We start from the raw sequence: 26,096 nt of genomic DNA on the forward strand, positions 1-26,096 counted from the left end.
GAAAAGGATCTCCATGCCGCACAAGCACCCTCGCACCCCGCACATCTCACCGGCGTATACCGGCAGGTTGGCGATGGCCCCGGTTCCTTCATTGCGCCTGCCCGATGACGCGATGGAACCCGGTGCGGCGTACCGCTTCATCCACGACGAGCTGATGCTCGACGGCAGCTCCCGGTTGAACCTCGCGACGTTCGTCACCACCTGGATGGACCCCGAGGCCGAGAAACTCATGGCCGAGACGTTCGACAAAAACATGATCGACAAGGACGAGTACCCGGCCACCGCCGCGATCGAAGCGCGCTGCGTGAGCATGGTCGCCGAACTGTTCCACGCCGAAGACCTGAGCGACGAGGATTCGTCGGCCGCGTGCGGCGTCTCCACCATCGGCTCCAGCGAGGCGGTGATGTTGGGCGGCCTGGCCATGAAATGGCGGTGGCGCGAGAAGGTAGGTAAGGATTGGAAGGGGCGCACCCCGAACCTGGTGATGGGCTCCAATGTCCAGGTGGTGTGGGAGAAGTTCTGCCGCTACTTCGACGTCGAGCCGCGTTACCTGCCGATGGAGGAGGGGCGCTACGTGATCACCCCGGAGCAGGTGCTCGACGCGGTCGACGAGGACACCATCGGCGTCATCGGGATCCTGGGCACCACTTACACCGGGGAGTTGGAGCCGATCGCGGAGATCTGCGCGGCGCTGGACCAGCTCGCTCAAGACAAGGGCCTGGACATCCCCGTCCACGTCGACGCCGCCAGCGGCGGATTCGTCGTCCCGTTCCTGCACCCCGACCTGGAGTGGGATTTCCGGTTGCCGCGCGTGGTGTCGATCAACGTCAGCGGCCACAAGTACGGGCTGACCTACCCGGGCATCGGCTTCGTGGTGTGGCGCAGCAAGGAGTACCTGCCGGAGGATCTGGTGTTCCGGGTCAACTACCTCGGCGGCGACATGCCGACGTTCACGCTCAACTTCTCGCGGCCCGGCAACCAGGTGGTGGGCCAGTACTACAACTTCCTTCGGCTCGGCCGGGCCGGATACACCCAGGTGATGCAATGCCTGTCGCAGACGGCGCGCTGGCTGGGGGACGAGCTGCGTGACAGTGAGCACTTCGAGCTGATCACCGATGGATCGGCCATCCCCGTCGTCAGCTTCCGCCTCAAAGGCAAACCGGGCTACACCGAGTTCGACGTGTCCGAGGGGTTGCGCTCCTTCGGCTGGCAGGTGCCGGCCTACACCATGCCCGAGGGGGCCACCGACGTCGTGGTGCTGCGGGTCGTGGTGCGTGAGGGGTTCTCCGCGGACCTGGCCCGGGCGCTCAAGGACGACATGATCACGGTGCTTCAGCGACTCGACAAGCTGAAGCCGAGCGGAGCATTCAACGACCTGCAGCCGTTTGCGCACTAAACGGGGCCTATCGGTCCGCTGATCTGCCCCGATGAGTGCCTCTGGGACAATGGTCGGCGGTGATATGACATGCAGACGACTGAACTCCAGACATCGCTGACCCCGCACGCATCCCCGCAGGCAGTTGTGGACCTCGCCGCGATCGACCACAACGTCCGCCTGCTGCGTGAACACGCCGGCAGCGCCCGGGTGATGGCTGTGGTCAAGGCCGACGGCTACGGGCACGGTGCCGTCGAGGTGGGCCGGGCCGCCCTGGCGGCCGGGGCCGCCGAACTCGGGGTGGTGACGATCGCCGAGGCGTTGGCACTGCGGGCCGGCGGGATCACCGCTCCGGTGCTGTGCTGGCTGCACCCGCCGGGTACCGACTTCGCCCCCGCGCTCGAGGCGGATGTGCAGATCGCGGTGTCCTCGGTACGCCAGATCGACGATGTGGTGGCGGCCGTGCATCAGACCGGGCGAACGGCGACCGTCACGGTGAAGGTCGACACCGGCCTGAGCCGAAACGGTGTCAGCCCGGCTGATTTCCCCGAGGTGATCGCCGGGCTGGGCCGTGCCCAGGCCGCCGGGGCGATCCAGGTGCGCGGCATCATGAGTCACCTGGTGCACGGCGACGAGCCCGACAATCCGTTCAACGATCTGCAGGCCAAGCGGCTCACCACGATGCGGGAGCAGGCCGCGGCCCAAGGTGTGGTGTTCGAGCTGGCCCACCTGGCCAATTCGCCGGCGGCGATGACCCGTCCGGACCTGGCGTTCGACATGGTGCGGCCCGGGATCGCGGTCTACGGACTGAGCCCCATCCCGGAGCGTGGCGACATGGGGCTGATTCCTGCCATGACATTGAAATGCCCTGTCGCGCTGGTGCGTTCGGTGCATGCCGGCGACGGAGTGTCCTACGGTCACCGATGGATCGCCGACCGGGACACCACCCTGGCCCTGCTGCCGGTGGGCTACGCCGACGGCATCTTCCGCTCGTTGAGCGGGAAGATCGAGGTGCTGATCAATGGCCGGCGCTGCCCGGCCGTCGGGCGGATCTGTATGGACCAGTTCGTCGTCGACCTCGGCCCGGGCGCCACCGACGTCACCGAAGGCGATGACGCGATCCTGTTCGGCCCCGGTACGCAGGGGGAACAGACCGCCCAGGACTGGGCCGAACTGCTGGGCACCATCAACTATGAGGTGGTGACCAGCCCGCGCGGCCGGATCACCCGCACGTATCTGCAGGCGGGTCGCGCGCGTTGAGCCGCAATGCGCAGTGGCTGGCCGGCGCCGCCGGGCTGACCGCTGTGGGTACGGTCGCGGGCAGATCGGTGGCGCGGTCGCTGACCCGGCGCAGAGCCGGCGAGGATCCCTACCTGAGCGAGGATTTCGAACGCCTCGATGCTGACCGCAGCTCCGTGGTGACGACCGACGACGGGGTGCCGCTGGCGGTACGCGAAGTCGGCCCCAACGACGCTCCGCTGACGGTGGTATTCGCTCATGGTTTCTGCCTGCGCATGGGGGCCTTCTACTTTCAGCGCACCCGGCTGGCCGAACAGTGGGGTCCGCAGGTGCGGATGGTGTTCTACGACCAGCGGGGCCACGGTCAGTCCGGGGCCGCGTCACCGGACACCTACACCGTTGAGCAACTCGGGCGTGATCTGGAAGCCGTTCTGGCCGTGACGGTTCCACGCGGACCCGCGGTTCTGGTCGGTCATTCGATGGGTGGCATGACGGTGTTGTCGCATGCGCGGCAGTTCCCGCACCGCTATCCGAAACAGATCGTCGGCGCCGCGGTGATCTCTTCGGCGGTCGAAGGTGTGTCCCGCTCGCCGTTGGGGGAGATTCTGCGTAACCCGGCCCTGGAGGCGGTGCGGTTCGTGGCCCGCTATGCCCCCGGCGCGGTGCACCGCACCCGCGGTGCGGCCCGGTCGGTGATCGGGCCGGTTCTGCGCGCGGCGTCCTACGGCGACGAGGCGGTCAGCCCCAGCGTGGTCGAGTTCTCCCAGCGGATGATGCACGGCACCTCGATCACCACGCTGGTCGAGTTCCTGCATGCCCTCGAGGTCCACGACGAGGCCGGGGCCCTGCAGGTGCTGGCGAAAGTGCCGACACTGATCGCCTGCGGTGACCGTGACCTGCTCACCCCAATGGAATACTCAAAGGCCATGGCCGCACAGCTACCCCGTTCCGAACTGGTGATCGTCGGGGGAGCGGGTCATCTGGTCCAGCTTGAGGAGCCCGTGGTGATCGACGACGCACTGGTCCGTCTGGTGGAGCGGGCCACGCCCTCCAAACTGGTCACCCTGACCCGCCGGGTCCGCGACCGGGTCCGGTTCCGTGGCTGAACGCAGCGCCGGCACAGCCCAGCTGACCACCACCGAGGACACGATTGCCCTGGGCGCGACGCTGGGCGCGGGTCTCAAGGCCGGTGACGTGGTGGTGTTGTCGGGCCCGCTGGGTGCGGGCAAGACGGTGATGGCCAAGGGCATCGCGCAGGCCATGGATGTGGACGGGCCGGTGGTCTCGCCGACGTTCGTGCTGGCCCGCGTGCATCGCGCCCGTCAGCCCGGCCGTCCGGCGATGGTCCACGTGGACATGTACCGCTTGCTCGACCACCCCGGCGTCGACCTGCTGGGGGAACTCGACGCACTCGACCTCGACACGGACCTGGACGACGCCGTGGTGGTCGTCGAATGGGGCGAAGGTCTGGCTGAACGTCTTTCCGAACATCACCTGGACATCCGGATCGAGCGGGACACCGAAACCGAGACGCGCACGGTGATCTGGCAGTGGAGCGCCCCATGAACGTGTTGACCATCGACACCGCGACCCCGGCGGTCAGTGCCGGCGTGGTCCGTCGCGCCGAGGACGGCACGGTGGAGGCCCTTGCCGAACGTGTGACCGTGGACGCCCGCGCCCACGCCGAACAGCTCACGCCGAACGTGCTGGGCGCCGTGTCCGATGCCGGGATCACGGTTGCCGATCTCGACGCCGTCGTCGTCGGGTGCGGACCCGGCCCGTTCACCGGGCTGCGGGTGGGGATGGCCAGCGCCGCGGCATTCGGTCATGCGCTCGGCGTCCCGGTGCACGGGGTGTGCAGCCTGGACGCCATCGGAATCCACACCGACGGCGACGTATTGGTGGTCACCGATGCGCGGCGGCGTGAGGTGTACTGGGCGCACTACCGCGACGGGGTCCGGGTCGACGGCCCCGCCGTCAACGCGCCCGGCGATGTCGCGGCCGTACTGCAGAGCTCAGTGGCCACCGTGGCCGGATCACCCGAGCACGCCGCAATGTTCACCCTGCCCCGGCTCGACGTGGTGTATCCGACGCCTGCGGGCCTGGTGCGCGCCGTCACCGATTGGGATGACCCGCAGCCGCTGGTTCCGCTGTATCTGCGCAGGCCGGACGCCAAACCCTCTGTGGCGGTGCGGAAATGACCGTATTCGACGCGCTGACCAGTGCCGATGCCACGCGGTGCGCGGAGCTGGAGGCCAAGCTGTTCGTCGGTGACGATCCCTGGCCGGCCCGGGCGTTCCTGGCCGAACTCGATGCCAAGCACAATCGCTACATCGCGGCCCGCAGCGACGGGCAGCTGGTCGGCTATGCCGGTATCTCCCGACTGGGCCGAATGCGCCCGTACGAGTACGAGATCCACACCATCGGCGTCGACCCCGACTTCCAGGGGCAGGGGATCGGGCGGCGGCTGCTCCACGATCTGCTCGACTTCGCCTCGGGCGGCACGGTTTTCCTGGAAGTGCGCACCGACAACGAGGCGGCCATCGCGCTGTATGAGAGCGCCGGATTCGTCAACATCGGCCTACGCAAGCGGTATTACCGCGTCAGCGGGGCCGACGCCTACACCATGCAACGCCTTCCCCAGGGGGACCCGACGTGATCATCCTGGCCATCGAAAGTTCTTGTGACGAAACCGGAGTCGGCATTGCCGACCTGGCGCAGGACGGGACCGTACGGCTGCTCGCCGACGAAGTCGCCTCCAGCGTCGACGAGCACGCCCGCTACGGTGGCGTCGTTCCCGAGATCGCCTCGCGCGCGCACCTGGAGGCATTGGGGCCGACCATGCGCCGGGCTCTCGACGTCGCCGGCATCGAGCGGCCCGACGTCGTCGCCGCGACCATCGGGCCCGGGCTGGCCGGAGCCTTGCTGGTCGGGGTGGCCGCCGCCAAGGCGTACGCGGCCGGCTGGAACGTCCCGTTCTACGGGGTCAACCACCTTGGCGGACACCTGGCCGCCGACGTGTACGACCACGGGCCGCTGCCCGAGAGCGTGGGCCTGCTCGTCTCGGGTGGGCACACCCACCTGCTGCACGTCCGGTCGCTGGGGGAGCCGATCATCGAGCTGGGCAGCACCGTCGACGACGCCGCCGGGGAGGCCTACGACAAGGTGGCCCGGCTGCTCGGGCTGGGCTATCCGGGCGGGCGGGTGCTCGATGAGCTGGCCCGCACCGGGGACCGTGACGCCATCGTGTTCCCCCGGGGGATGACCGGACCGCGGGACGACCCGTACGTGTTCAGCTTCTCCGGCCTCAAGACCGCGGTGGCCCGCTACGTCGAGGCCCACCCGGATGCCTCGCAGGCCAACGTGGCGGCCGGTTTCCAGGAGGCGGTCGCCGACGTGCTTACCGCCAAGGCTGTGCGTGCGGCCACCGACCTCGGAGTGTCCACCCTGCTGATCGCGGGCGGGGTGGCGGCCAACTCGCGGCTCCGTGAACTCGCCGAGGAACGCTGTGCGGCGGCCGGCCTGACGCTGCGGGTACCGCGGCCACGGTTGTGCACCGACAACGGCGCGATGATCGCCTCGTTCGCCGCGCACCTGATCGCGGCCGGCGCGGCGCCGTCGCCGCTGGACGCGGCCAGCGATCCGGGGCTGCCGGTGGTGAAGGGGCAGGTGGCATGAGCGTCGCTGACAAGCTTGAGGTCACCGAGCTGCTGTACCGCTATGCCGAGCTGATCGACGCCGGCGACTTCGACGGGGTCGGGGAGCTGCTCGGCCGCGGCGAGTTCATGGGGGTGGCGGGTGCGCCGGCCATCGCCAAGTTGTTCGCCGCCAGCACCCGGCGCTTTCCGGACCACGGCAACACCCCGCGGACCAGGCATTTGGTGCTCAACCCGATCGTCGACATCGACGGCGAGCGCGCAGCCGCTCGCTCGACGTTCTGCGTCGTGCAGAACACCGACACCGTGCCGCTGCAACCGATCGTGGTCGGCCGCTACGCCGACGTGTTCGCCCGTGACGAAAACGGCTGGTATTTCACCGAGCGCAAAGTCGACGTCGAGATGGTCGGGAATGTGTCTGACCACCTCATGATGGATCCGAGCGCTTTCAGCCGGTAATCAGAGGCCACCCTTGAGTGCTAGCACTCGCATGTATAGAGTGCTAGGTGGCATGCGGCCTAACCCAGCGCCGGCACCCGCGACGACGGAGCAAGGGCACGGACGCTTGCCGAACACCTGGTAACCGGCATCTGGGGATCCCCCCGGATCCACACCCCGAAAAGTGGAGGGCTTCCATCGTGGCAGTCAACATCAAGCCACTCGAGGACAAGATCCTCGTTCAGGCCAACGCGGCCGAGACCACGACCGCTTCCGGTCTGGTCATCCCGGACACCGCCAAGGAAAAGCCGCAGGAAGGCACCGTCGTCGCAGTTGGCCCCGGCCGCTGGGATGAGGATGGCGAGAAGCGGATCCCCCTGGACGTTGCCGAGGGCGACACCGTCATCTACAGCAAGTACGGCGGCACCGAGATCAAGTACAACGGCGAGGAGTACCTGATCCTGTCGGCACGCGACGTGCTGGCTGTCGTTGCAAAGTAGTTCCGTAAAGGACCTCGTGTAACCGCCCCGGAGATCCCCGTGTTCAGCACGGGCGGTTTCCGGGGCGGTATGCGTTAGGAGTCATGAAAGAGACTTATGAGCAAGCAGATTGAGTTCAACGAGACTGCGCGCCGGGCCATGGAGGCCGGCGTCGACAAGCTCGCCGATGCGGTCAAGGTAACGCTGGGTCCGCGCGGTCGGAACGTGGTGCTGGCCAAGGCCTTCGGTGGCCCGCAGGTCACCAACGACGGTGTCACGATCGCCCGGGAGATCGACCTGGAAGATCCGTTCGAGAACCTCGGCGCCCAGCTGGTGAAGTCGGTGGCCACCAAGACCAACGACGTCGCAGGCGACGGCACCACCACCGCCACCGTGCTGGCACAGGCCCTGGTCAAGGCCGGCCTGCGCAACGTGGCCGCCGGTGCCAACCCGATCGAGCTGGGCCTGGGTATCGGCAAGGCCGCCGACGCGGTGTCCGAGGCCCTGCTGGCCGCCGCCACCCCGGTGTCGGACAAGACCGCCATCGCCCAGGTCGCCACGGTGTCCTCGCGCGACGAGCAGATCGGTGAGCTGGTCGGCGAGGCCATGACCAAGGTCGGTCACGACGGTGTGGTCACCATCGAGGAGTCCTCGACGCTGAACACCGAGCTCGAGGTCACCGAGGGCGTCGGCTTCGACAAGGGCTTCATCTCGGCCTACTTCGTCAACGACTTCGACGCCCAGGAAGCGGTGCTCGAGGATGCCGTGGTGCTGCTGCACCGCGACAAGGTCAGCTCGCTGCCCGACCTGCTGCCGCTGCTGGAGAAGGTCGCCGAGGCCGGCAAGCCGCTGCTGATCATCGCCGAAGACGTCGAGGGCGAGGCCCTGTCCACACTGGTCGTCAACGCCATCCGTAAGACGCTCAAGGCCGTCGCCGTCAAGGCGCCGTTCTTCGGCGATCGTCGCAAGGCGTTCCTGGACGATCTCGCGATCGTCACCGGTGGCCAGGTCATCAACCCCGACGTGGGCCTGGTGCTGCGTGAGGCCGGCCTGGACGTGCTGGGCTCTGCCCGCCGCGTGGTGGTGTCCAAGGACAGCACCGTGATCGTCGACGGTGGCGGTTCCGCCGAGGCGGTCGCCGACCGGGTCAAGCAGCTCAAAGCCGAGATCGAGACCACCGATTCCGACTGGGATCGGGAGAAGCTGCAGGAGCGGCTGGCCAAGCTGTCCGGCGGTGTCGCGGTGATCAAGGTCGGCGCGGCCACCGAGACCGACCTGAAGAAGCGCAAGGAAGCAGTCGAGGACGCCGTCGCGGCGGCCAAGGCTGCCGTCGAGGAGGGCATCGTCACCGGTGGTGGCGCCGCACTCGTGCAGGCTCGTTCGGCTCTCGACAAGCTGCGCGGCGAGCTCAAGGGCGACGAGGCCCTCGGCGTCGACGTGTTCTCCTCCGCGCTGTCGGCCCCGCTGTACTGGATAGCCACCAACGCCGGCCTGGACGGCTCGGTCGTGGTGAACAAGGTCAGCGAGCAGTCCAACGGGCATGGCTTCAACGCCGCCACCCTGACCTACGGTGACCTGGTCGCCGAGGGCATCGTGGATCCGGTCAAGGTGACCCGCTCCGCGGTGCTCAACGCCGCATCCGTGGCACGCATGATCCTGACGACCGAGACGGCCGTCGTGGACAAGCCTGCCGAGGAAGAAGATCACGGGCACGGCCATCACGGCCACGCTCACTAGGTAGTCACGTGGAACACCCCCGGTCCTATTGGGCCGGGGGTGTTTTCGTCTCGCTGTAGGTGGGACGACGCGGCTAGCCCGTCAGGCCGAATGCGAGCCGCCTCCGCACCGCTAGGCGGCGGGTTTGAGGTAACGCCGTTGGGTCGTGCGGCCGGAGGGAGGTGTAGTGCGTGAGTGAATGGAAACGAGTGAGCCGGTACGTACGACACCGATCGGACCGGGTCGAAGGAAACGTGCCACTTCAGTTGTGTGCAAGGCGAGCCCGGCGTTGGCTTGACGGTAACCGATCCGTACGCCGGCTGCCCCGAAGGAGAGTAAACCGCCGAGGCCGGGCAATGCCGCATAGAAGATCGACCATAGCGACAGCGCCACCACAATCGCCGCGACGGTGTCCTTGATAACCGTGGGCGCCGAGCGGTGCGGGGGCGCAGGAGCCGCGAGTGGTGCAGGCTCCAGTTGCTGCCGCTGTGCGGTCAGCAGTGTGATCCCCCCGTCCGCCTCGATACCGCTGCCATGGACCGCAAGGGGGCTGCTGCCGGGACCCGAAGGAGCCTGTGAGAGTGAGACCACCAACAGGTTCAAGAGCGCGACGTTTGGGGTGGACATCAGTGCGTGGTAATCGCCGACACTTGGTGTATTCCACGGAATGCCAAGCGCAGCACGGATTTCCGCCGGAAGGTGCATGATCGCGTCGACGAAATCTTTGGCCGATGCCAGTACCCGCAGGAAGTAGACAACGGCCTCTCGGAACGTCGGTGCCGCGACGGGAGCCTCCGGCGACGTCGCGGCTGGGGCCGCGGTGCTGGTGGTCCCGACGGATGGTGTCGACGTGTCCTCTGCCGTGGCTGTCACCGAGGCGGTCACTGAAGAAGTCGCCGAGGAAGTCGCTGAGGAAGTCGCTGAGGAAGTCGAAGCCAGCGGCTGCGCAGATTCGGCGGTGTCCGAACTGCTCGTTGTCGCATCGGAGGCAGCCGAGTTGGCGGTCGAGTTGGCGGCAGATTCGCTCGGGGCGTCGGTGCCGGCCAGGATCTCGTCTACTAAAGGAGTCTGGATCTGCGAGCCGGCCGTGGGGGACGGATCCGCAATCACAGCTACCGCCGCTGTCGGTTCGGCTGCGGCCGTGCGGGACGTTTCGGGTGACGCCGGCAGTTTGGCGTCCGCGGTGCCTGCGGTGCCTGCGGTGCCTGCAGTGCCTGCGGTGCTCGCGGTGCCTGAGGTGCCTGAGGTGCCTGCGGTGCCCGCGGTGCTCGCCGCTTCCGCGGTGCCCGAGGATGTGTTCGTCTGAGCGGAGACGGTCGAAGTGGGTTTGTCGGCGCCGGCCCCTGAAACTCCCGTGTTCTTGGGGGCACGTTCTGCGGCGGCCACCGGATCATCTGCAGAAGTACCGGTCTTCGCTGTCGAGGTGGTCGACAGGATCGAGGTCCTACCGCCCTCACTGGTGGAGCTATTGGTGCCCGGACTCGAATCCGACTTGGCATTGTTCTCGGAATCCGCGGATGCAATCGCCCCGCTCATGCAGCTCATCAGGAGTCCGGTCGTCAATAGGCACACGCCCGCTAGTTGGTGAATACGTGTGGCCATGGCATCTCCTCGCAGCGGAGCATTGTGTTTGCCACTGACACGAGGATCGAGCGTGACGTAACTAACAGCTGTGCTCAATATCCTGATGGGGGACAGATTTTGTCAAGACCCGGATAGGGCCATTTTCGGTTCGAAATTTGCGAAAACAACCAAGCGCCGCGCGGGCGAGTTGGCGCCCGCCTCCGCCCGCTTCGAGGAAGCGAGGTGCCGGGAAGGCAGTCGGTGTGTAGCTCTCGGTGTCCTTGGTCTCGCGGTGCTCGGATCGCTGGGGTATGACAAGGGAAAGTCGACTCGGGCGCACAGCTGGCTACGTTGTGCTCGGCGCCGGCCACAGCTGAAGCCGCCGCAGCGAAAGGTAGCCAGGCATCGACGCCCGGGTCACTCGGCGCCACCTTCCACCTACGCGCGGAAGGCGACGATCTGAACGCTCGCGACCGATGTGATGTGGGCACCTCTGCTCGGGGTCGTTGTCGGTGGGATCGCCGGGGCGACCGGCTGGCGACTGGTCCAGTACGCGATCGTCGGTGCCGCGTACGGCGCTGCCATCGGGGTGATCAATATCCACAGTTTCGTGGAGGGAGCGATACGGCCGGTGCGGACCGCCGTCGCCGGTGACAGCTGCCCGTGGTCCAGGACGTCGACCTCGGTGCGCTGTCGGCTTCGTTCAACCGGATGCAGGTGGGTTTGGCTGAGCGGCAACGGCTTCACGTGGTTGGATGTCGATCGACTCCGGGTTGGAGTACAGCCCTTGGGAATTCAGGTAGCGGACTACTCACGCCAATTCTTGGAGAAAGCTCAATAGTTGCTGTGGGGGTCACGGAACGGGTGAAGAGGATGAGTTAGCGGATGCTTCGGCCGCTCACCGACCTGCCTAAAACCAGTCGAGGTACAACCGGCAACGTTGGGAGCGCGAAATGTCCAAGAACGTCATCGTGACGCTGCACAGCATCAGGAATGTGCATAACGGATCCGATCCAGGGAACGCCCTTGAGATCTTCGGTCGATTTGATGTCTCACACAATATGTTCAACCCCGACATCGGGGAGATCGTGACGCTAGGCGCGGTCACTCTGTTCGACCACAACGGCGACAACGCCCTGGAGATCAGTCAGGGCACCGAGTTCGTTCTCAACACCAGAGCCGAATTCCGGGTCAATGAAGGGGAATTCCTCAAGATCACAGGTCATCTGGGTGAGCAGGACGACTTCGGTCCGAATGATCAACTCGGCAGCTACGAGGAGCAGTTCTCGTTTGGCCAGCTCAGCACACGGCCACACGAGATCACGGATTTCGAGGACGACGGCCAGAACTGTTCAGTGAAGATGTCTTTCGTCGTCACCTAGGACGGTCGATACCCGGCATCACCGAGGCGGCGAGCATCGCCAGGGCCACGCCCACGAGGTAGTCACGTGGAGCATCCCCGGTCCTTTTGGGCCGGGGGTGTTTTCGCTTTCTGCGAACTTGGTGGGCTGATGGCGTCTACCGTCGCGCCATGGACCGAATCTGGCAATGGGCGTGGGATCGGTACGGAGCACGGTACTTGTGGGCGGCTTGCGTGATTTCGCTTCTCGCGGTGCAGCCGTCGTACAGGTTTTCGGGCTCAACCCATAGTCCCACCGCGCCGAGACTGCGGTGAGATCGCGATTTTCGGCGAAAAAGCGATCTGAGCGCAGGCTCGATGATCCACGCGCAGTCTCGATGAGTTTGTGACCCGTCGTCGGTCGGTACAGGTATGACTGACGACATCATGAGCACCGCGTGCACCATCAATGCGCCGGCCGAAACCGTGTTCGCGGTGCTGGCCGACCCGACCACCCATCAGGCGATCGACGGCACCGGTTGGGTGCGGGAGTCGCTCGACGGCAAGCGGCTGACCGAAGCCGGGCAGATCTTCCGGATGGCGATGTACCACGACAACTACGGGGGCTTGCATTACGAGATGGCCAACCGGATCGAGGTATTCGAGCCTCCCCACGCGATCGCGTGGCTGCCGGGCCAAGGCGCGGACGACGCCAACCTCGACTTCGGCGGCTGGATCTGGCGCTACGACCTCAAGCCACTCGGCGACGACCGGACGGAGGTCACCCTGACGTATGACTGGTCGGCGGTGCCGGCGGCCACTCGCGAACACATCGAATTCCCGCCGTTCGACCGGCAGCATCTGGACAACTCGCTCAAACACCTGGCCGGGCTGGCGCAGGATCGGGCATAGCCCGTTTCGTCCTAGGCCGTCGGCTGAATCGACACCAGCCGGAACGTATCCGGCCGAGCGTCGTCCGGCGTGAACCGGACGACGAGGACGTCGGCGGGAAGCTTGGTCGCCAGGTCATTCAAGGTCCTGGGCAGGAACACCCTGGCCTTGGCGTTGCCGTACCAATTGGGGTCGGAGGGGGAGGTGTCGAGGTCACTGACCTTGTCGATCGAGGTGTCCCATTGCTGAACCGCATCTGGCGGTGTGTCGCCGAATCCCGTTGATTTCTGGTACGCATCTGCTGGTCCCGCAAGGGTGATCGCCGGGCCGCCGCCAACAGGTGTCCCGGTGATCGTCCCGTCGACGACATCGGCCGTCACCGACGTCAGGCGCGCGGTGCAGACGTTGTCGACAACACTGGGCGGCACGCAAAAGCCAGGCAGCGGGTTCGCCTGGGCCGGGGCAACGTTCAGGACGGTCGGAATCACGAGTGCCGCTACTGCAGCACCGACGGCTGCCATCACACGGCGGCGATCGTTCGGCATCGGGCTTACCCCCTTCGGACGCGCTGAACTATATGTCGGCGCGTCCGCCACGGAAGTTACAGATCGTCAGCTGTCGATCGGGGCGTACCAGTCGGCGTTGGTGAGCAGCACCCGGGTGCCGAGGTCGCGGTTCCACTCCGGTTCGATGCCGTGGCGCCGCACGATGGGGAAGACGACCTCGTCGAGCATCCGGGCCACGTCGCTGAAGTACAGGTCCTCCTTCGCCTGATCGCTGAGCCGGTTGTACGCCTCCTCGTCGAAGTTCTCCGGCTCGAACGCTCCGTAGCCGACGTAGGTGGAGCCGTCCTCGACCAGGCGGTCAGTGTCCTGGCTGTGGAAGTAGATGAAGCCGCTCCAGTGGCGGCTGTCGTCGCGCTCGTCGCCGATTTCGGCCGAAGCGCAGGTACCGCAGCAGGAGAAGTCGGCACGGGCGATCACGCCGTTGGCGTTCAACTCGTCGAACGCCGCCCGGGTCCGTGACTGGTAGTCGCCGATCTCGGTCTGCTGGCGCAGTCTCGCCTCGCGCAGAGCGGCGAAGGCGTCGGTGAGCTGCTCCTCGGTGAGTTCGTAGTCCTCGGCGTAGATCTCGAGGAACTCTTCGACGTCGTCGTTGCCGGTGACCAGCATGCCCCAGATCTCGGAGGTGAGGGTGGCGCGGGCCTCATCGTCCAGTGGGAGGTTCGGGAGCGTGGCTTGGGTCGGGATCGCGTTCGGGTTCGACGGTGCGCTCACGCGCTGGCCTCCAGGTCTGCAGTCGGAGCCGGGCGGATCACCCGGCGGTGGCGATCGTAGCTTCGGACGGCGCTGATCTCATCGCCCAGGGGGCCGACGCCGAATCGGTATCGGACCGATACCTCGACACGTTGCACGGTGCGGCGGATTTCGCCCCGGGTACCTCAAAATTCGGGCATGACGGAACCGCGGGAGTCACCGCGTGGTATCTCACGTCAGACGTTTCTGCGGGGTGCCGCTGGGGCGTTGGCAGTCGGGGCGGTGTTCGGAACGACGCGGGCCAGTGCCGATCCGGCAACCTCGGGCTGGGGCGATCTGACTGCCGCCATCAGGGGGCAGGTGATACTGCCGGACAGCGGTGGGCAATTCGCCTCGGCCAAGGCGGTTTTCAACACCAACTTCAACGGCCTGGCTCCTGCGGCGGTCGTCGCCCCGAGTTCGACGGCGGACGTACAGAGGGCAATGGCCTTCGCTGCCAATCACAATCTCAAAGTCGCTCCGCGCGGCGGTGGGCACTCCTATGTGGGCGCATCGACGGCGAACGGCACCATGGTCCTTGACCTGCGCCAATTGCCCGGTGACATCAACTACGACGCCGGCACCGGGTATGTCACGGTGACCCCTGCAACCGGTCTGTATGCGATTCACCAGACGCTGGCCGGAGCCGGCCGGGGGATCCCGACAGGTACCTGTCCGTCGGTCGGCGCTGCCGGACACGCTCTGGGAGGCGGGTTGGGCGCCCAATCGCGGCATGCGGGCCTGATGTCCGATCAATTGGTGTCGGCGACGGTGGTGTTACCCGGCGGCGCGGCGGTCAACGCTTCGGCCAATGAGAACCCAGATCTGTTCTGGGCGTTGCGCGGCGGGGGCGGCGGCAACTTCGGGGTGACGACGGCGCTGACCTTCGCCACCTTCCCGACCAGCGATGTGGATGCGGTGAGTCTTCACTTCCCGCTGCAGTCATTCGCGCAGGTTCTGGTCGGTTGGCAGAACTGGCTGCGTACCGCCGACCGCAACAGTTGGGCGCTGGCGGACACGGTCACCGACCCGGGAGGCGCGCACTGTCGCATCCTTGCGACCTGCCCGGCAGGCTCAGGTGACGCAGTGGCGGCCGCGGTCTCCCAAGCGGTCGGGCTGCAACCGACCGGGGTGGACAAGCACACGTTCAATTACTTGGACCTGGTGCAATTCCTGGCCGTCAACAACCTCAACCCGTCGCCGCTCGGCTATGTCGGCGGATCCGATGTCTTCCAGTCGATCACCCCGGCTGTCGCCCAGGGGATCGCCGCGGCGTTCAACGCCTTTCCCAGTGGAGCCGGCCGTCCGTTGGTGATCATGCACGCGCTCGACGGCGCGCTCGCCACCGTGGGCCCGGGGGACACCGCCTTCCCGTGGCGGCGGCAGTCCGCACTGGTGCAGTGGTACGTCGAGAACTCCGGCTCTCCGGCGGCGGCGGCCCAGTGGCTCAACACCGCCCACCAAGCGGTGGCGGCGTATTCGGTGGGTGGTTACGTGAACTATCTCGAGGTGAACCAGCCGGCCTCGCGGTATTTCGGCGCCAACCTCGCCCGGCTGGCCGCCACCCGGCAGAAGTATGACCCCGGTCGGATCATGTTCTCGGGCTTGAACTTTTGACGGAGTACTGACAGCCGTCCACATCGTGCGCGCGCAGCGTTATCTTGGTCATCAGCTCTTTGAGAGAAGGCGCGATGGACGAGATGGTTCCGCAGACACCGGCGGCTGCAGCAGCCCTTGCCGTCGCAACGCAATTCTATTCGCCTGCGTTGCTCAATCACTGCATCCGTTCGTATCTGTGGGGTTCGACGTACGCAGCGGCACATGACATCACCTTCGACAACGAGCTCTACTACGTCTCGGCCCTGCTGCACGACATCGGTCTGACCGGCCCGTTCGACAGCCACCGGGTGTCGTTCGAGGAGGCGGGTGGGGACCTGGCCTGGGTGTTCGGGGTGGCCGCCGGCTGGCCTGCCGACCGGGCAGCCAGGGCGACGGAGATCATCGTGCTGCACATGCGCGACGACGTTTCGGCGGCGGTCGATCCCGAGTCCCACCTCTTGCAGGTGGCCACCGGCTGGGACGTCGTCGGACGCCGGCCAGAGGAGTTCCCCACCGCGACGCGAGCCGACATACTTGCGCGCTATCCCAGGCAAGGGTTCGGCAGCGAATTCATTGCGTGCTTCGAGGATCAGGCGCGACGCAAACCGGGTGGCGCCGCTGCTGCGTCGGTGGCCAACAATGGTGCCGAACGCATCAGAGCCAATCCGTTAGACACCTAGGCGAAGTCGCTTCAAGCCCGAGACGGAGCGCTCGAAATGCTTTCCGAGTCAAGAAGAGTGGCGACGAAATACCCGGCATGAGCGTCAATACTCCACATTGTCGCTGGTAGTGCGATATACATCCGTGCATAGACCCCGGCCGAACTGACAAAAGGGGGCGGGCGTGCGAACACCACAGCGCTACCTGATTTTAGGACTGCTACCGGCGATGCTCCCGTTCGGAGCCGTCACCACGATGGCACCTCCGGCGAGGGCGGACTGCACAAGTTCGGGCTATGCCACGGTCTGTGCGCAGGGCGACGTGCGCGGCGCAGATGGAGTGCCACGGGCAGCCACACCGGTAGTTCCCTATCCCTGTGCCAACGACTGGTACTGCGATACCGGATGGGATCTCGATGTCATCTGGGATCCGGGCCGCCCCGGCGGGCCCGGTGGTCCAGGAGGTCCTGGTGGTCCGGGAGGCCCCGGCCGTCCGGGTGGCGGTGGCGGCATCAGACCGCGTTGAGGAACTACGTCATGAACCGTGGACAACTTGCTGAAGGAGCCAACATGTCGTCCTCTCATCTCACACACCGCGCCGCCGGCGCAGCGATCGGCGCCGGCGTGTTCGTCGGCCTGACACTTCTGAGTGCCGCGGCGGCCGCGGCGGATCCACCTGTCCCGCCCCCGTGCACGGCCGCCGAAATGGCGCGCGTGATGTCCGGCGTCTCTTTCGAGACCTCGAATTATCTGACCGCCCACCCCGACGTCAACGACTTCTTCACCAGCCTCAAGGGCCAGCCCAAGGACCAGATCGGGGAGAAGGTTCGCGGTTATCTCGATGCCAATCCCGCCGTTCGCGGGGATCTCGACCGCATCAGGCAACCGTCTTCTGACTTCCGGGAGCGCTGCGGACTTCCCGCGACTCCCTGATGGTTTGATGTCCATCGACCCAGAGCAGAGGTGAGCGATGGGCGGCTTGAGCCTGGCGGGCTTGGGGTTGTTTCTAGCGGGGGTCCTCGCAGCGTCAGCCTTGCTGGCTGTCGGGAGCGTGTGGATCGCCAACAAAACGGTGTACCGGTCCGGCGCCGAGAAACAAACGGGGACTCTGTCACCGTTTCTGACCACCGTGGCTCTCGTCTACGGCGCGCTGCTGGGCTTCACGGTCGTTGTCGCGTGGGAGCAGTTCTCCTCGGCGGAGGAGAACGTCACCAATGAGTCATCGACGCTGGCGACGATGTACCGGCAGACTGTGAGCCTGCCGGGGCCTGAGCAGGCGCGAATGCGGGAACTGCTGCGTACCTACACTGTCGCCGCACAGGCCGAGTGGGATACGCGGCAACGCGATGTCGCGAGTGATTCGGCGCGAGGGGCGATCACCGACATGTACCGGGTACTGGGTCAAGAAGCGCCCACCGCCCACCCGGTCAACGCCGAGATCCGCGATCAGCTCAATGTCCTTACATCGCAACGGAACACGAGAGTCCTCGACGCGAAGCCCCGGATACCGGGTCTGCTGTGGAGCGGCCTGCTGTTCGGGGCTGTCCTTCTCATCGGGCTCATCGGCTTCACACATCTCAGCAATGTGGTGAGTCACATGATCCTGTCGAGCGCGATCGCCATCCTGCTCGGCCTTCTGCTGTTCCTCATCTTCTGGCTCGACCATCCGTTCGGGCAGCAGCTCGGCGTCACGCCGACATTGCTCGACTACGCCGTGCAGGTCTTCGACGGGGTCGATCAAGGAAAGTAGGCGGTGAGGTCACCACGTGACGGGCACTTCCTCAACGCCATAGATTTCCTGCTGGTTCTGAAACGGCAGCTCGTCGACAGGGACAGTCAGGGACAGTCCTGGCAGTCGACGGGCCAGCGTGGACAGTGCGACCTGCATTTCGACTCTGGCGAGGTTCTGCCCGATGCACTGATGCACGCCGAATCCGAAACCCAAATGCCCACGGGTGTTCCGGTCGATGTCGAGGAGGGCGGGATCGTCGACGAACGTGGGATCCCAGTTCCCGGCAGGCAGGTTCATCAACAGGAAATCCCCGGCGCGGACCAACTCGCCGCCGAGGGTGAGATCCTCGGTCGCCACCCGGTCCACCTGGCTGTGCACGATCGTGAGGTAGCGCATCAACTCTTCGACGATGTTGGCGACGACGGCGGTGTCGTCGGTCCGGCTGAGCACCTCGAAGACATCGGGATGTTGCAGCAGTGCAACGGTTCCCAGGGAGATCATGCTGGCTGTGGTCTCGTGTCCGGCCTGCAGGAGGATCAGTCCGTTCATGGCGGCCGTCTCACGGCTCAGTTCACCGGATGCGACGTGGTCGGTGATGAGCCGGCTCATCAGGTCATCACCGGGCTCGCGTTCTTTGCGTGCGACCAGGTCGAACATGTAGCCGAAGAGTGCCCCGATCGCCTGGGCCTTCTCGTCCTCGGACGACCGGGCATCCAGCCCGACCGTGCTGTGGTGTTGGAAGAACGCGTGATCGCTGTAGGGCACACCCAGCAACAGCGAGATGACGAGCGACGGCACGGGCAACGCGAAGCCCCGTACGAGATCTGCCGGCGGTCCGGTCTCGATCATGGTGTCCAGGAATTGATCGACCAGTTCCTGGATCTTCGGTCGCATCGCCTCGGCCCGCCGCCAGGTGAAATCGCGAGTCATCATGCGGCGCAGTCGATTGTGTTCGGGATCGTCGATGCGTGCGAAGATCACCGGCAAGGCGTCGCCGGCGCCGACCTCGCGCAGACGCGGCTTGATCGTGTCCGCGCTGAGGCGAGGATCGACCAACGAAGCCCGGATGTCCTCGTACCGGCTGACCACCCACGTCGGCCGGCCCTGCCATATCACTCGTTGTGGTGCAGCCGATTCGCGCCACTCGGAGAATTCGGGTGGTGGTGCCAGCGGGCATCGTGCGGATCGCGGCCTCGGGATGGTGGGCAGGTCGACGTCGTCGCCGACGGTCCGGGTCATGAGTACGAACCTATCGGCCCGGTAGAACAAATGTTAGGTTTTCTCGCGATGCGGGTTCGCGCCCATGGGGGAGTCAACTCGAGTCGCACTTCACTCCCCAGGCCACGCACACCGGCCTAGCCTCGAGGCGTTGGGTCTCACCTGCCACCCGGACGAGTGAAGGAACTGAGCATGCGAGCAACCGTGATGTACGGCGCCGGCGACGTGCGTGTCGAGAATGTGCCCGACCCCATCGTGAAGGAGCCGAATGACGCCATCGTGCGCGTCACCCGTGCCTGTATCTGCGGCAGCGACCTGTGGCCGTACCAGTCGATGCCGCACAAGGATGGCGGCCGCCGGATGGGTCATGAGTTCATCGGCGTCGTCGAGGACGTCGGCTCGGATGTGTCCGGATTCCGGCGCGGCGATCTGGTGGTGGCCCCCTTCGTCTGGGCGGACAACACGTGTGACTTCTGCAAGGAGGGGCTGCAGACGTCGTGCCGCCATGGTGGCGGCTGGGGTGAGCGGGGTGTCGATGCCGGCCAGGGCGAGGCCGTGCGTGTCCCGCAGGCGCAGGGCACCTTGGTGAAGCTTCCGGTGGCCGAGGATTCTGCGCTCATGCCCTCCCTGCTGACCTTGTCGGACGTCTTCTGCACCGGCCATCACGGCGTGGTGACCGCCGGGGTGGGGCCGGGATCGTCGGTGACCGTCATCGGGGACGGCGCGGTGGGACTGTGCGCGGTGCTGGCCGCCAAGCGGCTGGGTGCCGAGCAGATCATCCTCAATGGACGGCACACCGTCCGGACCGACCTGGGTCGCGAGTTCGGCGCCACCGACGTCGTCGCCGAACGCGGCGACGAAGCCGTCGAGAAGATCCGCCAACTGACCGGCGGCGACGGTACCCACGCGGTGATCGAATGCGTCGGGACCGAGCCCTCGGTCGCCACCGCTCTCGACGCGGTACGCGCCGGCGGCCGCGTCAGCCGGCTCGGGGTATCTCAATACACTGAGGTGCCAATGGGTTTCGGCACGTTTTTCCGCAACGTCACCCTCACCGGCGGAGTCGCGCCGGCCCGCGCCTACATCGAGGAACTCATGCCCGACGTTCTCGACGGCGCCATCGAACCCGGACGGGTCTTCGACCGCACCATCGGTCTCGACGAAACCCCCGACGGCTACCGCGCGATGGCCGACCGCGAGGCCCTCAAGGTGTTGATCGAGCCATGACACTGCTGCTGCAAGATCGCGACGACCGTGTCGTCGTCACCCTGACACTGAACCGCCCGCAGGCGTTCAACGCGTTGTCCGAGGCGATGCTGACCGCGCTCGGTGACGCCTTCGACGCTCTGGCGCAGGACGACACGGTGCGTGCCGTCGTGCTCGGGGCATCCGGCAAGGCGTTCTGCGCCGGGCATGATCTCAAAGAGATGCGGGCTGAGCCGTCCCTGGAGTACTACCAGCGGTTGTTCGCCCAGTGCACCGCGATGATGCTGTCGGTCCAGCGGCTGCCGGTACCGGTGATCGCGCGGGTTCAAGGCCTCGCGACGGCGGCGGGCTGCCAGCTCGTCGCGATGTGCGATCTTGCGGTGGCCAGTGATGACGCGCGCTTCGCGGTCAGCGGCGTCAACGTCGGGTTGTTCTGTGCCACTCCGGGTGTGGCGCTGTCGCGCAACGTGCCCCGCAAGGCTGCCTTCGAGATGCTCGTGACCGGTGAATTCGTCTCTGCCGAGCAGGCCCGGGTCCTGGGTCTGGTCAACCGGGTAGTGGCAGCGGACGCCCTCGACGCCGAGGTCGAGGCGGTGATCGCGAGCATCGTGGCGAAGCCCCGCGTCGCCGTCGCGATGGGTAAGGCGTTGTTCTACCGGCAGATTGACGTCGACATCGAGTCCGCCTACGCGGACGCGGGCGCGACGATGGCCTGCAACATGATGGATCCGAGCGCACTCGAAGGAGTGCAGGCCTTCATCGACAAGCGCCCGCCGCGTTGGTCGGTGGCGCCGACGTAGCAGCCGAGTCGTCCCGCATCAGGCGGCGCGGCGGTGGCCTGCCTGCGCTGATGACACTTCGACGGCATTCGATTCGTCGCCGCGAACCACGGCCATTGCCCGGTCCGCGGTGGCACCTTCTTCACTGTCACCGCGGTAGTTCCGCAGGTACCGGTCCATTTCATCCCGGCGCAGCGGCGTGGAGAAAATGCTCACGTTGTTGGTCGGGGCATCGGGTTGCCGGTCTCGGGCCAGATTGCGGGCGCCGGTGCGGAAGCCGGCAACGGCGCCGACCAGGCATGCGATCAGCGCGATGCCGGCGACCACCGCCAGGTCACTGCCCGATGCCAGGGCTGCGACGAAAAGCCCGAGCGAGACGAACCCGACGAGCAGCAGAACGTACGCAAGGCCGGGAACCGGAATACGGCCCACGCCTTTGAACATGTGATCACCTCACGAGAACTCGAACCTACCGAATAACTACGCTACGCGTAGCGTATCGATTGCTACGTATAGCGTAGCGCATGGCGGGGCCGAAGTATTCCCGTCGACTGACGGACAGACCGGGTAGGGGACCGATGGCACAAGGGCGGGTCGAAGACGGCATCGCTGAGTCGACGCTGTACCTGTTGCGCGCCGGAGGACCTCGGGCGGTGACCGTCGAAGCTGTTGCCGCGCACTCAGGAATTGCGAAGACGACGATCTACCGACGGCATCCCAACCGGCGGGACATGTTGGCCGGCGCGCTGTCGCGACTCGCCTCACCGGGGCCACTCGATCCCCGCGCCGACGCCCCGGAACGGCTCCGGTGGCTCATCACCCACGCGATCGCAACGGTCGAGGGCGGCATCGGACTCGGCGGGCTCGCGGCATTGCTCACCGAGGATGACCCCGAATTCACCACGGTGTTCCGGCGGATCCTGATCGACCAGCGCGCGGCGCTGGCCGCCGTGATCGACGACGCCAAGGCCGATGGTTCGATCCGCGCGGACGTTGATTCCGAGACGCTGATAGACGGGGTGGTCGGTGCGTACATCGCCGAGAATGCCCGCATCGGTGACATCGAAGACGGTTGGGAGGAACGCTTGTTCAAGCTTTTCTGGCCCGCGGTGCGGGCGGGCAAATAGCCTGCTCCACGAAGCAGACAGGGGGTTGAAGAAGCAGTGCCGTTGATCGATGTGACGTGCGGGGCGTGGGCCACCGATGCCGTGCGGTCGCGGCTGGCGGAAGTGCTACCGGCGGCGGTCTCGATCGCCGTCGAATGCGGCGACGAACCCTACGATGGCAACCTCCAGCCGGGGGATGTGCTGATCCGGTTCCACGACGTCGGACCGTTCGATCGGTTCGACCTCGATGTGCTGATCGAGGTCAAGTCGAAGTTCTTTCCAGATCGGGCTGAGGATCGGCAGGCCGGTGCCGACGCCATACTTGCCGCCGCGCAGACCGCGACCGGTGCGGGCTGCCGGATCGGTGTCTATCTGACCCTGCCTGTGGCGGCTTGGTCTCAGACGGAGGTCAGCTGACCGTGTCGGCTGAGCTCACCGGCGCTGCAGCTCGATGATCGGGATGACGCGGTCGGTCTTGGTTTGGTATTCGCCGAATCCCGAGGCCTGCTCGACGATGCGCGGATAAGCGGCGTCGCGCTCGGCCAGCGGCATCTCCCGCGCGTGCACGGCATAGGCGTCGGTGCCGATCTCGATGTGGGCATCGGGATGCGCGCGCAGGTTGTGTAACCACGCGGGGTCGACGTCGGCGCCCGCGTACGAACCGACGATGGCGAGCTTGCCGTCGAGGTCGAACGCCATCACCGGGTTGACGCGCTCCTTGCCGCTCTTGGCCCCGGTGGTGTGCAGCAGAAGCAGCGTCGCGCCCTCGAACGGTCCGCCGACCTTGCCGCCGTTGGCGCGGAACTCGGCGATGATGTTGTCATTCCAGTTGTCTGCCATGACTTCCTTCCTACGCCTGGGCTCCGCGACGGTGCATGCAGATCACGAAATCGCCCGGTCGATTCATCGCTCGGTAGTGGTGATGTGGACCGACGACGTCAGAGTCTCATGTACCGGGCAGCGTTCGGCGATGTCCATGAGCCGCTGCCGCTGAGTGTCGTCGAGTTCGCCGATCAACTCGATCTCGCGGTCGATATGGTCGATCATGCCTTTGGTGGTCTCGCAGTCGGCACAGTCTTTCGCATGAATGCGTGAGTGCCGCAACATCACTCGCACCTTATCGAGGGGCCAGCCCTTGCGGTTGGCGTACATCCGCACCGTCATCGACGTGCATGCTCCCAGACCGGCCAACACCAGGTCATAGGGATTCGGGCCGGCATCGTCGCCCACCGGGAGGGGTTCGTCAGCGATGAGTTGGTGGCGCCCGGCGGTGATCTGCTGGGTGTAGGTCCCTGCGCCTGTCTCGGCGACCGTCACGTCAGTGGTCATATTCACGAGTTTCCGCGAGCAGACGCAAAACTGCCTCGAAATGCTGATCTTTGGGCAGTTTTGTGACTGCTCGCCGAACCTGTTGGTCGTTCATGTCGTCACCTTTCACGCGCGGCAATCGTCAACAAGGTGAACCCCTTGGCGGCCGGACATCGGAGGCGACAACCATGACCCTACAACTCGGCGTGATCGCGACGCTGATCGTCGCGATCACCATCGCGGCCAATGCGGCAATGGCGCTCGGGAACCTTGTCGGGGCCAGCTTCGTGCTGGCCAACTCGGCGGAGGTCGGCGTCCCGCGGACCTGGGTACCGGTGCTCGGGTTACTCAAGGGCGCGGCAGCCGTCGGACTGCTCGTGGGCCTGCTCGCGTTCCCACCGCTCGGCGTCGCGGCCGCGATCGGACTGATCGCGTTCTTCATCGGTGCCGTCATCACCCACATCCGCGCACAGGTGTTCTACAACATCGCTTTTCCCGCTACGTTCCTCGTGCTCGCGGTGTTGTCGCTGGGGGCCTTTGTCGCGGGCTGACCACCTGGACCCAACTCGACACAACTGAAAAGGCCCCATCCCTTGCGGGATGGAGCCTTTCAACTCGGCGTGACGCTCAGGCGCTACAGCCGATGCCCTGCTTGAGCAAGAGCTCGCGCTCGGACTCACCCAGGCCGCCCCAGATGCCGTACGACTCACCGATAGCCAGTGCGTGTGAACGGCATTGGGTGATCACCGGGCACCTGTGGCACATCTCCTTGGCGCGCACCTCACGTTGAGCCCGGGCCCGTCCGCGTTCACCATCGGGGTGGAAGAACATCGACGAATCGACACCACGGCAAAGTCCCTGCATCTGCCAATCCCAGATATCCGTATTGGGTCCGGGAAGCTGCTGCGGATGTTGCATTTGGAAAACCGCCTCTCTGCTCGCCCATCTCGCCAAAGCGGGCGGGGTTTGAATTCGGTTGAACCCAACTGAGGATGTCGATGGGTTCGGTCGGCCCGATCAACTCAGGACAGCTCAGTCGAGGTCGTAGCAGGCCTCCAGGAATTCCATTTCCAGGTGGAGGATCTCGGACACCAGGGCGCCGAGGTGCTCGATCTCGTCGTCACTCACGACGAGGCTGTCGACCTCATGGGTGAGGAAGTCGACGGTGTCGATGTAGGGCAGCTCCGCATGCGAGGTAATCCATTCCTGCAGGGCCTCCGACCGCTGGGCCGGCACGGCGGCTGCTCGCGAACACCACAGCGCGTAGAGCCGTTCCGACGGGTACATGCAGGCGACGATCTCCGCATAGGTTCCGGTATCGCAGATCTCCAGCACGCGCTCGCCGAGTTGCTCGGCGCGACGCCGGGCGTTCGGTCCGGGTTCGGCCGCGCCGCCCGCCGCCGATACCTGGTCGAAGAAGTCGTGCTGGTCACCGATGAACGAGGCCATGGTGGCCGCGTGTCCGCGAATCGCCGGCAGTCCCGGCGCTCGCAGGATGGCCGACCCGAGGGCGCGTGCCGCCACGGTGACGAACTCGGCCTCCAGCAGCATGTAGCGCGCCAGGACGTCTTCGGAGAGCGTGCCGTCGGTCGCCTCCCTGATGAACCGCGAGTCGAGCTTCGCCTCCCACGCCGAGGCGGCCGCCCCGATCAGGCGCTCGCTCACCGGGCTCACTGCCGTCGACTGCGAAGTTGTTCCGGTCTGCTGCACTGACATTGTCAGTTTTCCTTTCCGTTGATCAACCAGGTCACCAAGCCGCCCCAGAGCCGTGAGTAGTCCTGCGAATCGAGGTACTGCCGTGAAGCCCAGTGCTCGCTGCAGTCGCTGGCGTAGGCCAACGCCCTGCCCTCGCCGTACGGCCAGGTGACAAGAATCGGATCCGCCCCGACGTTGAGGAGCACGTCGCCGCCGTCGCGGGCCACCAGCCGGTTGTAGCCGAGAAGCGGGCCGAAGGTCTGGGCACCACCCAGGGCCGCGTGGTCCGGATGCGCGGTTGTCGGATCGACCCCCTGAGGCAGCTCGACGCGGTCATCGGCCGCGGCGATGGTCACCGGAAGGACCTCCGCGATCGGCGTATTCGCATAGGCGGCACGGTTTTCCAAGCCGGCAAACGAGAGGTACCCGCCGATCATGGCGAACCCGCCTCCAGCGCGCACGTAGTCGACGATCTGAGTCAACGGGTTGATGGTCGGGGTCGCCCGCTCCCAACACTGCGCGGTCAACATGAACGTGTTGGCGCCCACGTCACTGAGGAGCACGGCGTCGTACTTGTCCAGCTCCGGCCATTGGGCGTCCACCAAATGCGCCGGGAGGTGATGGAAGCGGTGTCCGGCCGAGGTGACCGCCCGCTCGATCCATTCGGTACCCACGCCGTACGAGCTGTAGGTGAAGGAGTCAAATCCTTTGACGTCCGTGGTGTTTCGGATCCAACTCTCTCCAATTAGCAATATGTCGCTCATGCGTTTTCTCCTTGTGTAGACATTGGTGCGAAAAGTCGA

33 protein-coding genes are annotated in these 26,096 nt (G+C 65.9%); 22 read left to right on the forward strand and 11 right to left on the reverse strand.

What is annotated here, in order from left to right:
- Positions 1-13: 13 nt before the first annotated feature.
- The 10 genes from gad (at position 14) to groL (ending at position 8,924) form a co-directional block, all read left to right on the forward strand.
- Positions 14-1,396, forward strand: a complete 1,383-nt coding sequence (gene gad, locus EYZ64_RS08225) for a glutamate decarboxylase (protein WP_135453000.1) — start codon at positions 14-16, stop codon at positions 1,394-1,396.
- 69 nt (positions 1,397-1,465) lie between these two features.
- The gene (gene alr, locus EYZ64_RS08230) at positions 1,466-2,635 is read left to right on the forward strand and encodes an alanine racemase (protein WP_135453001.1); all 1,170 of its coding nucleotides are present in this window, start codon (positions 1,466-1,468) and stop codon (positions 2,633-2,635) included.
- Positions 2,632-3,720: an alpha/beta fold hydrolase gene (locus EYZ64_RS08235; protein WP_167857752.1), complete on the forward strand. Its 1,089-nt coding sequence runs from the start codon at positions 2,632-2,634 to the stop codon at positions 3,718-3,720. The genes alr and EYZ64_RS08235 overlap by 4 nt, the downstream gene beginning before the upstream one ends.
- On the forward strand, positions 3,713-4,180 hold the full coding sequence (gene tsaE / locus EYZ64_RS08240; RefSeq protein WP_135453002.1) for a tRNA (adenosine(37)-N6)-threonylcarbamoyltransferase complex ATPase subunit type 1 TsaE: 468 nt from the start codon (positions 3,713-3,715) through the stop codon (positions 4,178-4,180). Before EYZ64_RS08235 ends, tsaE begins: the two co-directional genes overlap by 8 nt.
- The gene (tsaB, locus tag EYZ64_RS08245) at positions 4,177-4,815 is read left to right on the forward strand and encodes a tRNA (adenosine(37)-N6)-threonylcarbamoyltransferase complex dimerization subunit type 1 TsaB (protein ID WP_135453003.1); all 639 of its coding nucleotides are present in this window, start codon (positions 4,177-4,179) and stop codon (positions 4,813-4,815) included. Before tsaE ends, tsaB begins: the two co-directional genes overlap by 4 nt.
- A complete protein-coding gene (rimI, locus tag EYZ64_RS08250) occupies positions 4,812-5,273 on the forward strand; it encodes a ribosomal protein S18-alanine N-acetyltransferase (RefSeq protein WP_135453004.1) in 462 nt (153 codons plus the stop codon). The genes tsaB and rimI overlap by 4 nt, the downstream gene beginning before the upstream one ends.
- The gene (gene tsaD / locus EYZ64_RS08255) at positions 5,270-6,292 is read left to right on the forward strand and encodes a tRNA (adenosine(37)-N6)-threonylcarbamoyltransferase complex transferase subunit TsaD (RefSeq protein ID WP_135453005.1); all 1,023 of its coding nucleotides are present in this window, start codon (positions 5,270-5,272) and stop codon (positions 6,290-6,292) included. The genes rimI and tsaD overlap by 4 nt, the downstream gene beginning before the upstream one ends.
- Entirely contained in the window at positions 6,289-6,729 is a 441-nt protein-coding gene (locus EYZ64_RS08260) for a nuclear transport factor 2 family protein (RefSeq protein WP_135453006.1), read from the forward strand. Before tsaD ends, EYZ64_RS08260 begins: the two co-directional genes overlap by 4 nt.
- A 176-nt stretch (positions 6,730-6,905) precedes the next feature.
- Positions 6,906-7,208 carry a co-chaperone GroES gene (gene groES, locus EYZ64_RS08265; protein ID WP_036390082.1) on the forward strand — a complete coding sequence of 101 codons (303 nt, stop codon included), beginning with the start codon at positions 6,906-6,908 and terminating at the stop codon, positions 7,206-7,208.
- Between the two features lie 96 nt (positions 7,209-7,304).
- Positions 7,305-8,924: a chaperonin GroEL gene (gene groL, locus EYZ64_RS08270; RefSeq protein WP_135453007.1), complete on the forward strand. Its 1,620-nt coding sequence runs from the start codon at positions 7,305-7,307 to the stop codon at positions 8,922-8,924.
- 111 nt (positions 8,925-9,035) lie between these two features.
- Here groL and EYZ64_RS08275 read toward each other — a convergent pair whose 3' ends face one another.
- The gene (locus tag EYZ64_RS08275) at positions 9,036-9,788 is read right to left on the reverse strand and encodes a hypothetical protein (RefSeq protein ID WP_135453008.1); all 753 of its coding nucleotides are present in this window, start codon (positions 9,786-9,788) and stop codon (positions 9,036-9,038) included.
- Between EYZ64_RS08275 and EYZ64_RS08280 the strand changes: the two genes are divergently transcribed.
- Positions 9,754-10,209, forward strand: a complete 456-nt coding sequence (locus EYZ64_RS08280; RefSeq protein ID WP_135453009.1) for a hypothetical protein — start codon at positions 9,754-9,756, stop codon at positions 10,207-10,209. The two genes, EYZ64_RS08275 and EYZ64_RS08280, sit on opposite strands and share 35 nt — an antisense overlap.
- Positions 10,210-10,904: 695 nt before the next feature.
- Here the strand turns inward: EYZ64_RS08280 and EYZ64_RS32740 are convergent.
- Positions 10,905-11,204: a hypothetical protein gene (locus tag EYZ64_RS32740; protein WP_135453010.1), complete on the reverse strand. Its 300-nt coding sequence runs from the start codon at positions 11,202-11,204 to the stop codon at positions 10,905-10,907.
- Positions 11,205-11,419: 215 nt separating this feature from the next.
- On the opposite strand from EYZ64_RS32740, the gene EYZ64_RS08290 reads away from it, so the two are divergent.
- Both EYZ64_RS08290 and EYZ64_RS08295 read left to right on the forward strand, forming a co-directional pair.
- Positions 11,420-11,848, forward strand: a complete 429-nt coding sequence (locus EYZ64_RS08290) for a hypothetical protein (protein WP_135453011.1) — start codon at positions 11,420-11,422, stop codon at positions 11,846-11,848.
- A 389-nt stretch (positions 11,849-12,237) separates the two neighbouring features.
- Complete coding sequence (locus tag EYZ64_RS08295) at positions 12,238-12,717, forward strand: SRPBCC family protein (RefSeq protein ID WP_135453012.1); 480 nt, start codon at positions 12,238-12,240, stop codon at positions 12,715-12,717.
- A gap of 11 nt (positions 12,718-12,728) precedes the next feature.
- On the opposite strand, the gene EYZ64_RS08300 is transcribed toward EYZ64_RS08295, so the two are convergent.
- Entirely contained in the window at positions 12,729-13,241 is a 513-nt protein-coding gene (locus tag EYZ64_RS08300; protein ID WP_286174685.1) for a hypothetical protein, read from the reverse strand.
- A gap of 66 nt (positions 13,242-13,307) precedes the next feature.
- Positions 13,308-13,973: a DUF6891 domain-containing protein gene (locus EYZ64_RS08305; protein WP_135453013.1), complete on the reverse strand. Its 666-nt coding sequence runs from the start codon at positions 13,971-13,973 to the stop codon at positions 13,308-13,310.
- A 177-nt stretch (positions 13,974-14,150) separates the two neighbouring features.
- Between EYZ64_RS08305 and EYZ64_RS08310 the strand changes: the two genes are divergently transcribed.
- From EYZ64_RS08310 to EYZ64_RS08335, 4 genes are all read left to right on the forward strand, one after another.
- A complete protein-coding gene (locus tag EYZ64_RS08310; protein WP_135453014.1) occupies positions 14,151-15,608 on the forward strand; it encodes an FAD-binding oxidoreductase in 1,458 nt (485 codons plus the stop codon).
- 74 nt (positions 15,609-15,682) lie between these two features.
- Positions 15,683-16,270, forward strand: coding sequence for an HD domain-containing protein (locus EYZ64_RS08315; RefSeq protein WP_353653671.1), 588 nt, complete (start codon positions 15,683-15,685; stop codon positions 16,268-16,270).
- 549 nt (positions 16,271-16,819) lie between these two features.
- Positions 16,820-17,182, forward strand: a complete 363-nt coding sequence (locus EYZ64_RS08330; protein WP_135453016.1) for a heme-binding protein — start codon at positions 16,820-16,822, stop codon at positions 17,180-17,182.
- Positions 17,183-17,219: 37 nt separating this feature from the next.
- Positions 17,220-17,999 carry a bestrophin-like domain gene (locus tag EYZ64_RS08335; protein WP_135453017.1) on the forward strand — a complete coding sequence of 260 codons (780 nt, stop codon included), beginning with the start codon at positions 17,220-17,222 and terminating at the stop codon, positions 17,997-17,999.
- Between the two features lie 9 nt (positions 18,000-18,008).
- Here EYZ64_RS08335 and EYZ64_RS08340 read toward each other — a convergent pair whose 3' ends face one another.
- On the reverse strand, positions 18,009-19,220 hold the full coding sequence (locus tag EYZ64_RS08340) for a cytochrome P450 (RefSeq protein ID WP_135453018.1): 1,212 nt from the start codon (positions 19,218-19,220) through the stop codon (positions 18,009-18,011).
- 171 nt (positions 19,221-19,391) lie between these two features.
- On the opposite strand from EYZ64_RS08340, the gene EYZ64_RS08345 reads away from it, so the two are divergent.
- Together EYZ64_RS08345 and EYZ64_RS08350 are read left to right on the forward strand one after the other, a co-directional pair.
- Positions 19,392-20,426 carry a zinc-binding dehydrogenase gene (locus EYZ64_RS08345; protein ID WP_135453019.1) on the forward strand — a complete coding sequence of 345 codons (1,035 nt, stop codon included), beginning with the start codon at positions 19,392-19,394 and terminating at the stop codon, positions 20,424-20,426.
- Positions 20,423-21,205: an enoyl-CoA hydratase gene (locus tag EYZ64_RS08350; protein ID WP_135453020.1), complete on the forward strand. Its 783-nt coding sequence runs from the start codon at positions 20,423-20,425 to the stop codon at positions 21,203-21,205. The genes EYZ64_RS08345 and EYZ64_RS08350 overlap by 4 nt, the downstream gene beginning before the upstream one ends.
- 18 nt (positions 21,206-21,223) lie before the next feature.
- Here the strand turns inward: EYZ64_RS08350 and EYZ64_RS08355 are convergent, their stop codons facing one another.
- Positions 21,224-21,628, reverse strand: coding sequence for a hypothetical protein (locus EYZ64_RS08355; protein ID WP_210115487.1), 405 nt, complete (start codon positions 21,626-21,628; stop codon positions 21,224-21,226).
- Between the two features lie 134 nt (positions 21,629-21,762).
- On the opposite strand from EYZ64_RS08355, the gene EYZ64_RS08360 reads away from it, so the two are divergent.
- Together EYZ64_RS08360 and EYZ64_RS08365 are read left to right on the forward strand one after the other, a co-directional pair.
- Positions 21,763-22,311 carry a TetR/AcrR family transcriptional regulator gene (locus EYZ64_RS08360; RefSeq protein WP_135453021.1) on the forward strand — a complete coding sequence of 183 codons (549 nt, stop codon included), beginning with the start codon at positions 21,763-21,765 and terminating at the stop codon, positions 22,309-22,311.
- 36 nt (positions 22,312-22,347) lie between these two features.
- A complete protein-coding gene (locus EYZ64_RS08365; RefSeq protein ID WP_210115488.1) occupies positions 22,348-22,707 on the forward strand; it encodes a hypothetical protein in 360 nt (119 codons plus the stop codon).
- A 15-nt stretch (positions 22,708-22,722) separates the two neighbouring features.
- Here EYZ64_RS08365 and EYZ64_RS08370 read toward each other — a convergent pair whose 3' ends face one another.
- Complete coding sequence (locus EYZ64_RS08370; protein WP_135453022.1) at positions 22,723-23,130, reverse strand: nitroreductase family deazaflavin-dependent oxidoreductase; 408 nt, start codon at positions 23,128-23,130, stop codon at positions 22,723-22,725.
- Between the two features lie 63 nt (positions 23,131-23,193).
- Positions 23,194-23,619 carry an OsmC family protein gene (locus tag EYZ64_RS08375; RefSeq protein WP_135453023.1) on the reverse strand — a complete coding sequence of 142 codons (426 nt, stop codon included), beginning with the start codon at positions 23,617-23,619 and terminating at the stop codon, positions 23,194-23,196.
- A gap of 167 nt (positions 23,620-23,786) precedes the next feature.
- Between EYZ64_RS08375 and EYZ64_RS08380 the strand changes: the two genes are divergently transcribed.
- A complete protein-coding gene (locus EYZ64_RS08380) occupies positions 23,787-24,149 on the forward strand; it encodes a DoxX family protein (protein WP_135453024.1) in 363 nt (120 codons plus the stop codon).
- Between the two features lie 76 nt (positions 24,150-24,225).
- Here EYZ64_RS08380 and EYZ64_RS08385 read toward each other — a convergent pair whose 3' ends face one another.
- From EYZ64_RS08385 to EYZ64_RS08395, 3 genes are all read right to left on the reverse strand, one after another.
- Positions 24,226-24,516: a WhiB family transcriptional regulator gene (locus EYZ64_RS08385; RefSeq protein WP_135453025.1), complete on the reverse strand. Its 291-nt coding sequence runs from the start codon at positions 24,514-24,516 to the stop codon at positions 24,226-24,228.
- Between the two features lie 114 nt (positions 24,517-24,630).
- Entirely contained in the window at positions 24,631-25,314 is a 684-nt protein-coding gene (locus tag EYZ64_RS08390) for a TenA family protein (protein WP_135453026.1), read from the reverse strand.
- A 2-nt stretch (positions 25,315-25,316) separates the two neighbouring features.
- Positions 25,317-26,057 carry a glutamine amidotransferase gene (locus EYZ64_RS08395; RefSeq protein WP_135453027.1) on the reverse strand — a complete coding sequence of 247 codons (741 nt, stop codon included), beginning with the start codon at positions 26,055-26,057 and terminating at the stop codon, positions 25,317-25,319.
- Between the last annotated feature and the right edge of the window lie 39 nt (positions 26,058-26,096).

The organism is Mycobacterium sp. DL99 (assembly GCF_004762045.1).
GTDB lineage: Bacteria > Actinomycetota > Actinomycetes > Mycobacteriales > Mycobacteriaceae > Mycobacterium.

Coding starts and splice junctions, on each gene's coding strand:
- EYZ64_RS08375 (WP_135453023.1), bottom strand. CDS start 23,619: ATGACCACTGACGTGACGGTCGCCGAGACAGGCGCAGGGACCTACACC.
- EYZ64_RS08315 (WP_353653671.1), top strand. CDS start 15,683: ATGGACGAGATGGTTCCGCAGACACCGGCGGCTGCAGCAGCCCTTGCC.
- alr (WP_135453001.1), top strand. CDS start 1,466: ATGCAGACGACTGAACTCCAGACATCGCTGACCCCGCACGCATCCCCG.
- EYZ64_RS08290 (WP_135453011.1), top strand. CDS start 11,420: ATGTCCAAGAACGTCATCGTGACGCTGCACAGCATCAGGAATGTGCAT.
- EYZ64_RS08370 (WP_135453022.1), bottom strand. CDS start 23,130: ATGGCAGACAACTGGAATGACAACATCATCGCCGAGTTCCGCGCCAAC.
- EYZ64_RS08300 (WP_286174685.1), bottom strand. CDS start 13,241: ATGCCGAACGATCGCCGCCGTGTGATGGCAGCCGTCGGTGCTGCAGTA.
- EYZ64_RS08340 (WP_135453018.1), bottom strand. CDS start 19,220: ATGACCCGGACCGTCGGCGACGACGTCGACCTGCCCACCATCCCGAGG.
- EYZ64_RS08385 (WP_135453025.1), bottom strand. CDS start 24,516: ATGCAACATCCGCAGCAGCTTCCCGGACCCAATACGGATATCTGGGAT.
- EYZ64_RS08360 (WP_135453021.1), top strand. CDS start 21,763: ATGGCACAAGGGCGGGTCGAAGACGGCATCGCTGAGTCGACGCTGTAC.
- tsaB (WP_135453003.1), top strand. CDS start 4,177: ATGAACGTGTTGACCATCGACACCGCGACCCCGGCGGTCAGTGCCGGC.
- rimI (WP_135453004.1), top strand. CDS start 4,812: ATGACCGTATTCGACGCGCTGACCAGTGCCGATGCCACGCGGTGCGCG.
- EYZ64_RS08335 (WP_135453017.1), top strand. CDS start 17,220: ATGGGCGGCTTGAGCCTGGCGGGCTTGGGGTTGTTTCTAGCGGGGGTC.
- EYZ64_RS08330 (WP_135453016.1), top strand. CDS start 16,820: ATGTCGTCCTCTCATCTCACACACCGCGCCGCCGGCGCAGCGATCGGC.
- gad (WP_135453000.1), top strand. CDS start 14: ATGCCGCACAAGCACCCTCGCACCCCGCACATCTCACCGGCGTATACC.
- EYZ64_RS08310 (WP_135453014.1), top strand. CDS start 14,151: ATGACGGAACCGCGGGAGTCACCGCGTGGTATCTCACGTCAGACGTTT.
- EYZ64_RS08380 (WP_135453024.1), top strand. CDS start 23,787: ATGACCCTACAACTCGGCGTGATCGCGACGCTGATCGTCGCGATCACC.
- groL (WP_135453007.1), top strand. CDS start 7,305: ATGAGCAAGCAGATTGAGTTCAACGAGACTGCGCGCCGGGCCATGGAG.
- EYZ64_RS08295 (WP_135453012.1), top strand. CDS start 12,238: ATGACTGACGACATCATGAGCACCGCGTGCACCATCAATGCGCCGGCC.
- EYZ64_RS08350 (WP_135453020.1), top strand. CDS start 20,423: ATGACACTGCTGCTGCAAGATCGCGACGACCGTGTCGTCGTCACCCTG.
- EYZ64_RS08345 (WP_135453019.1), top strand. CDS start 19,392: ATGCGAGCAACCGTGATGTACGGCGCCGGCGACGTGCGTGTCGAGAAT.
- EYZ64_RS08390 (WP_135453026.1), bottom strand. CDS start 25,314: ATGTCAGTGCAGCAGACCGGAACAACTTCGCAGTCGACGGCAGTGAGC.
- EYZ64_RS08395 (WP_135453027.1), bottom strand. CDS start 26,057: ATGAGCGACATATTGCTAATTGGAGAGAGTTGGATCCGAAACACCACG.
- EYZ64_RS08260 (WP_135453006.1), top strand. CDS start 6,289: ATGAGCGTCGCTGACAAGCTTGAGGTCACCGAGCTGCTGTACCGCTAT.
- EYZ64_RS08355 (WP_210115487.1), bottom strand. CDS start 21,628: ATGTTCAAAGGCGTGGGCCGTATTCCGGTTCCCGGCCTTGCGTACGTT.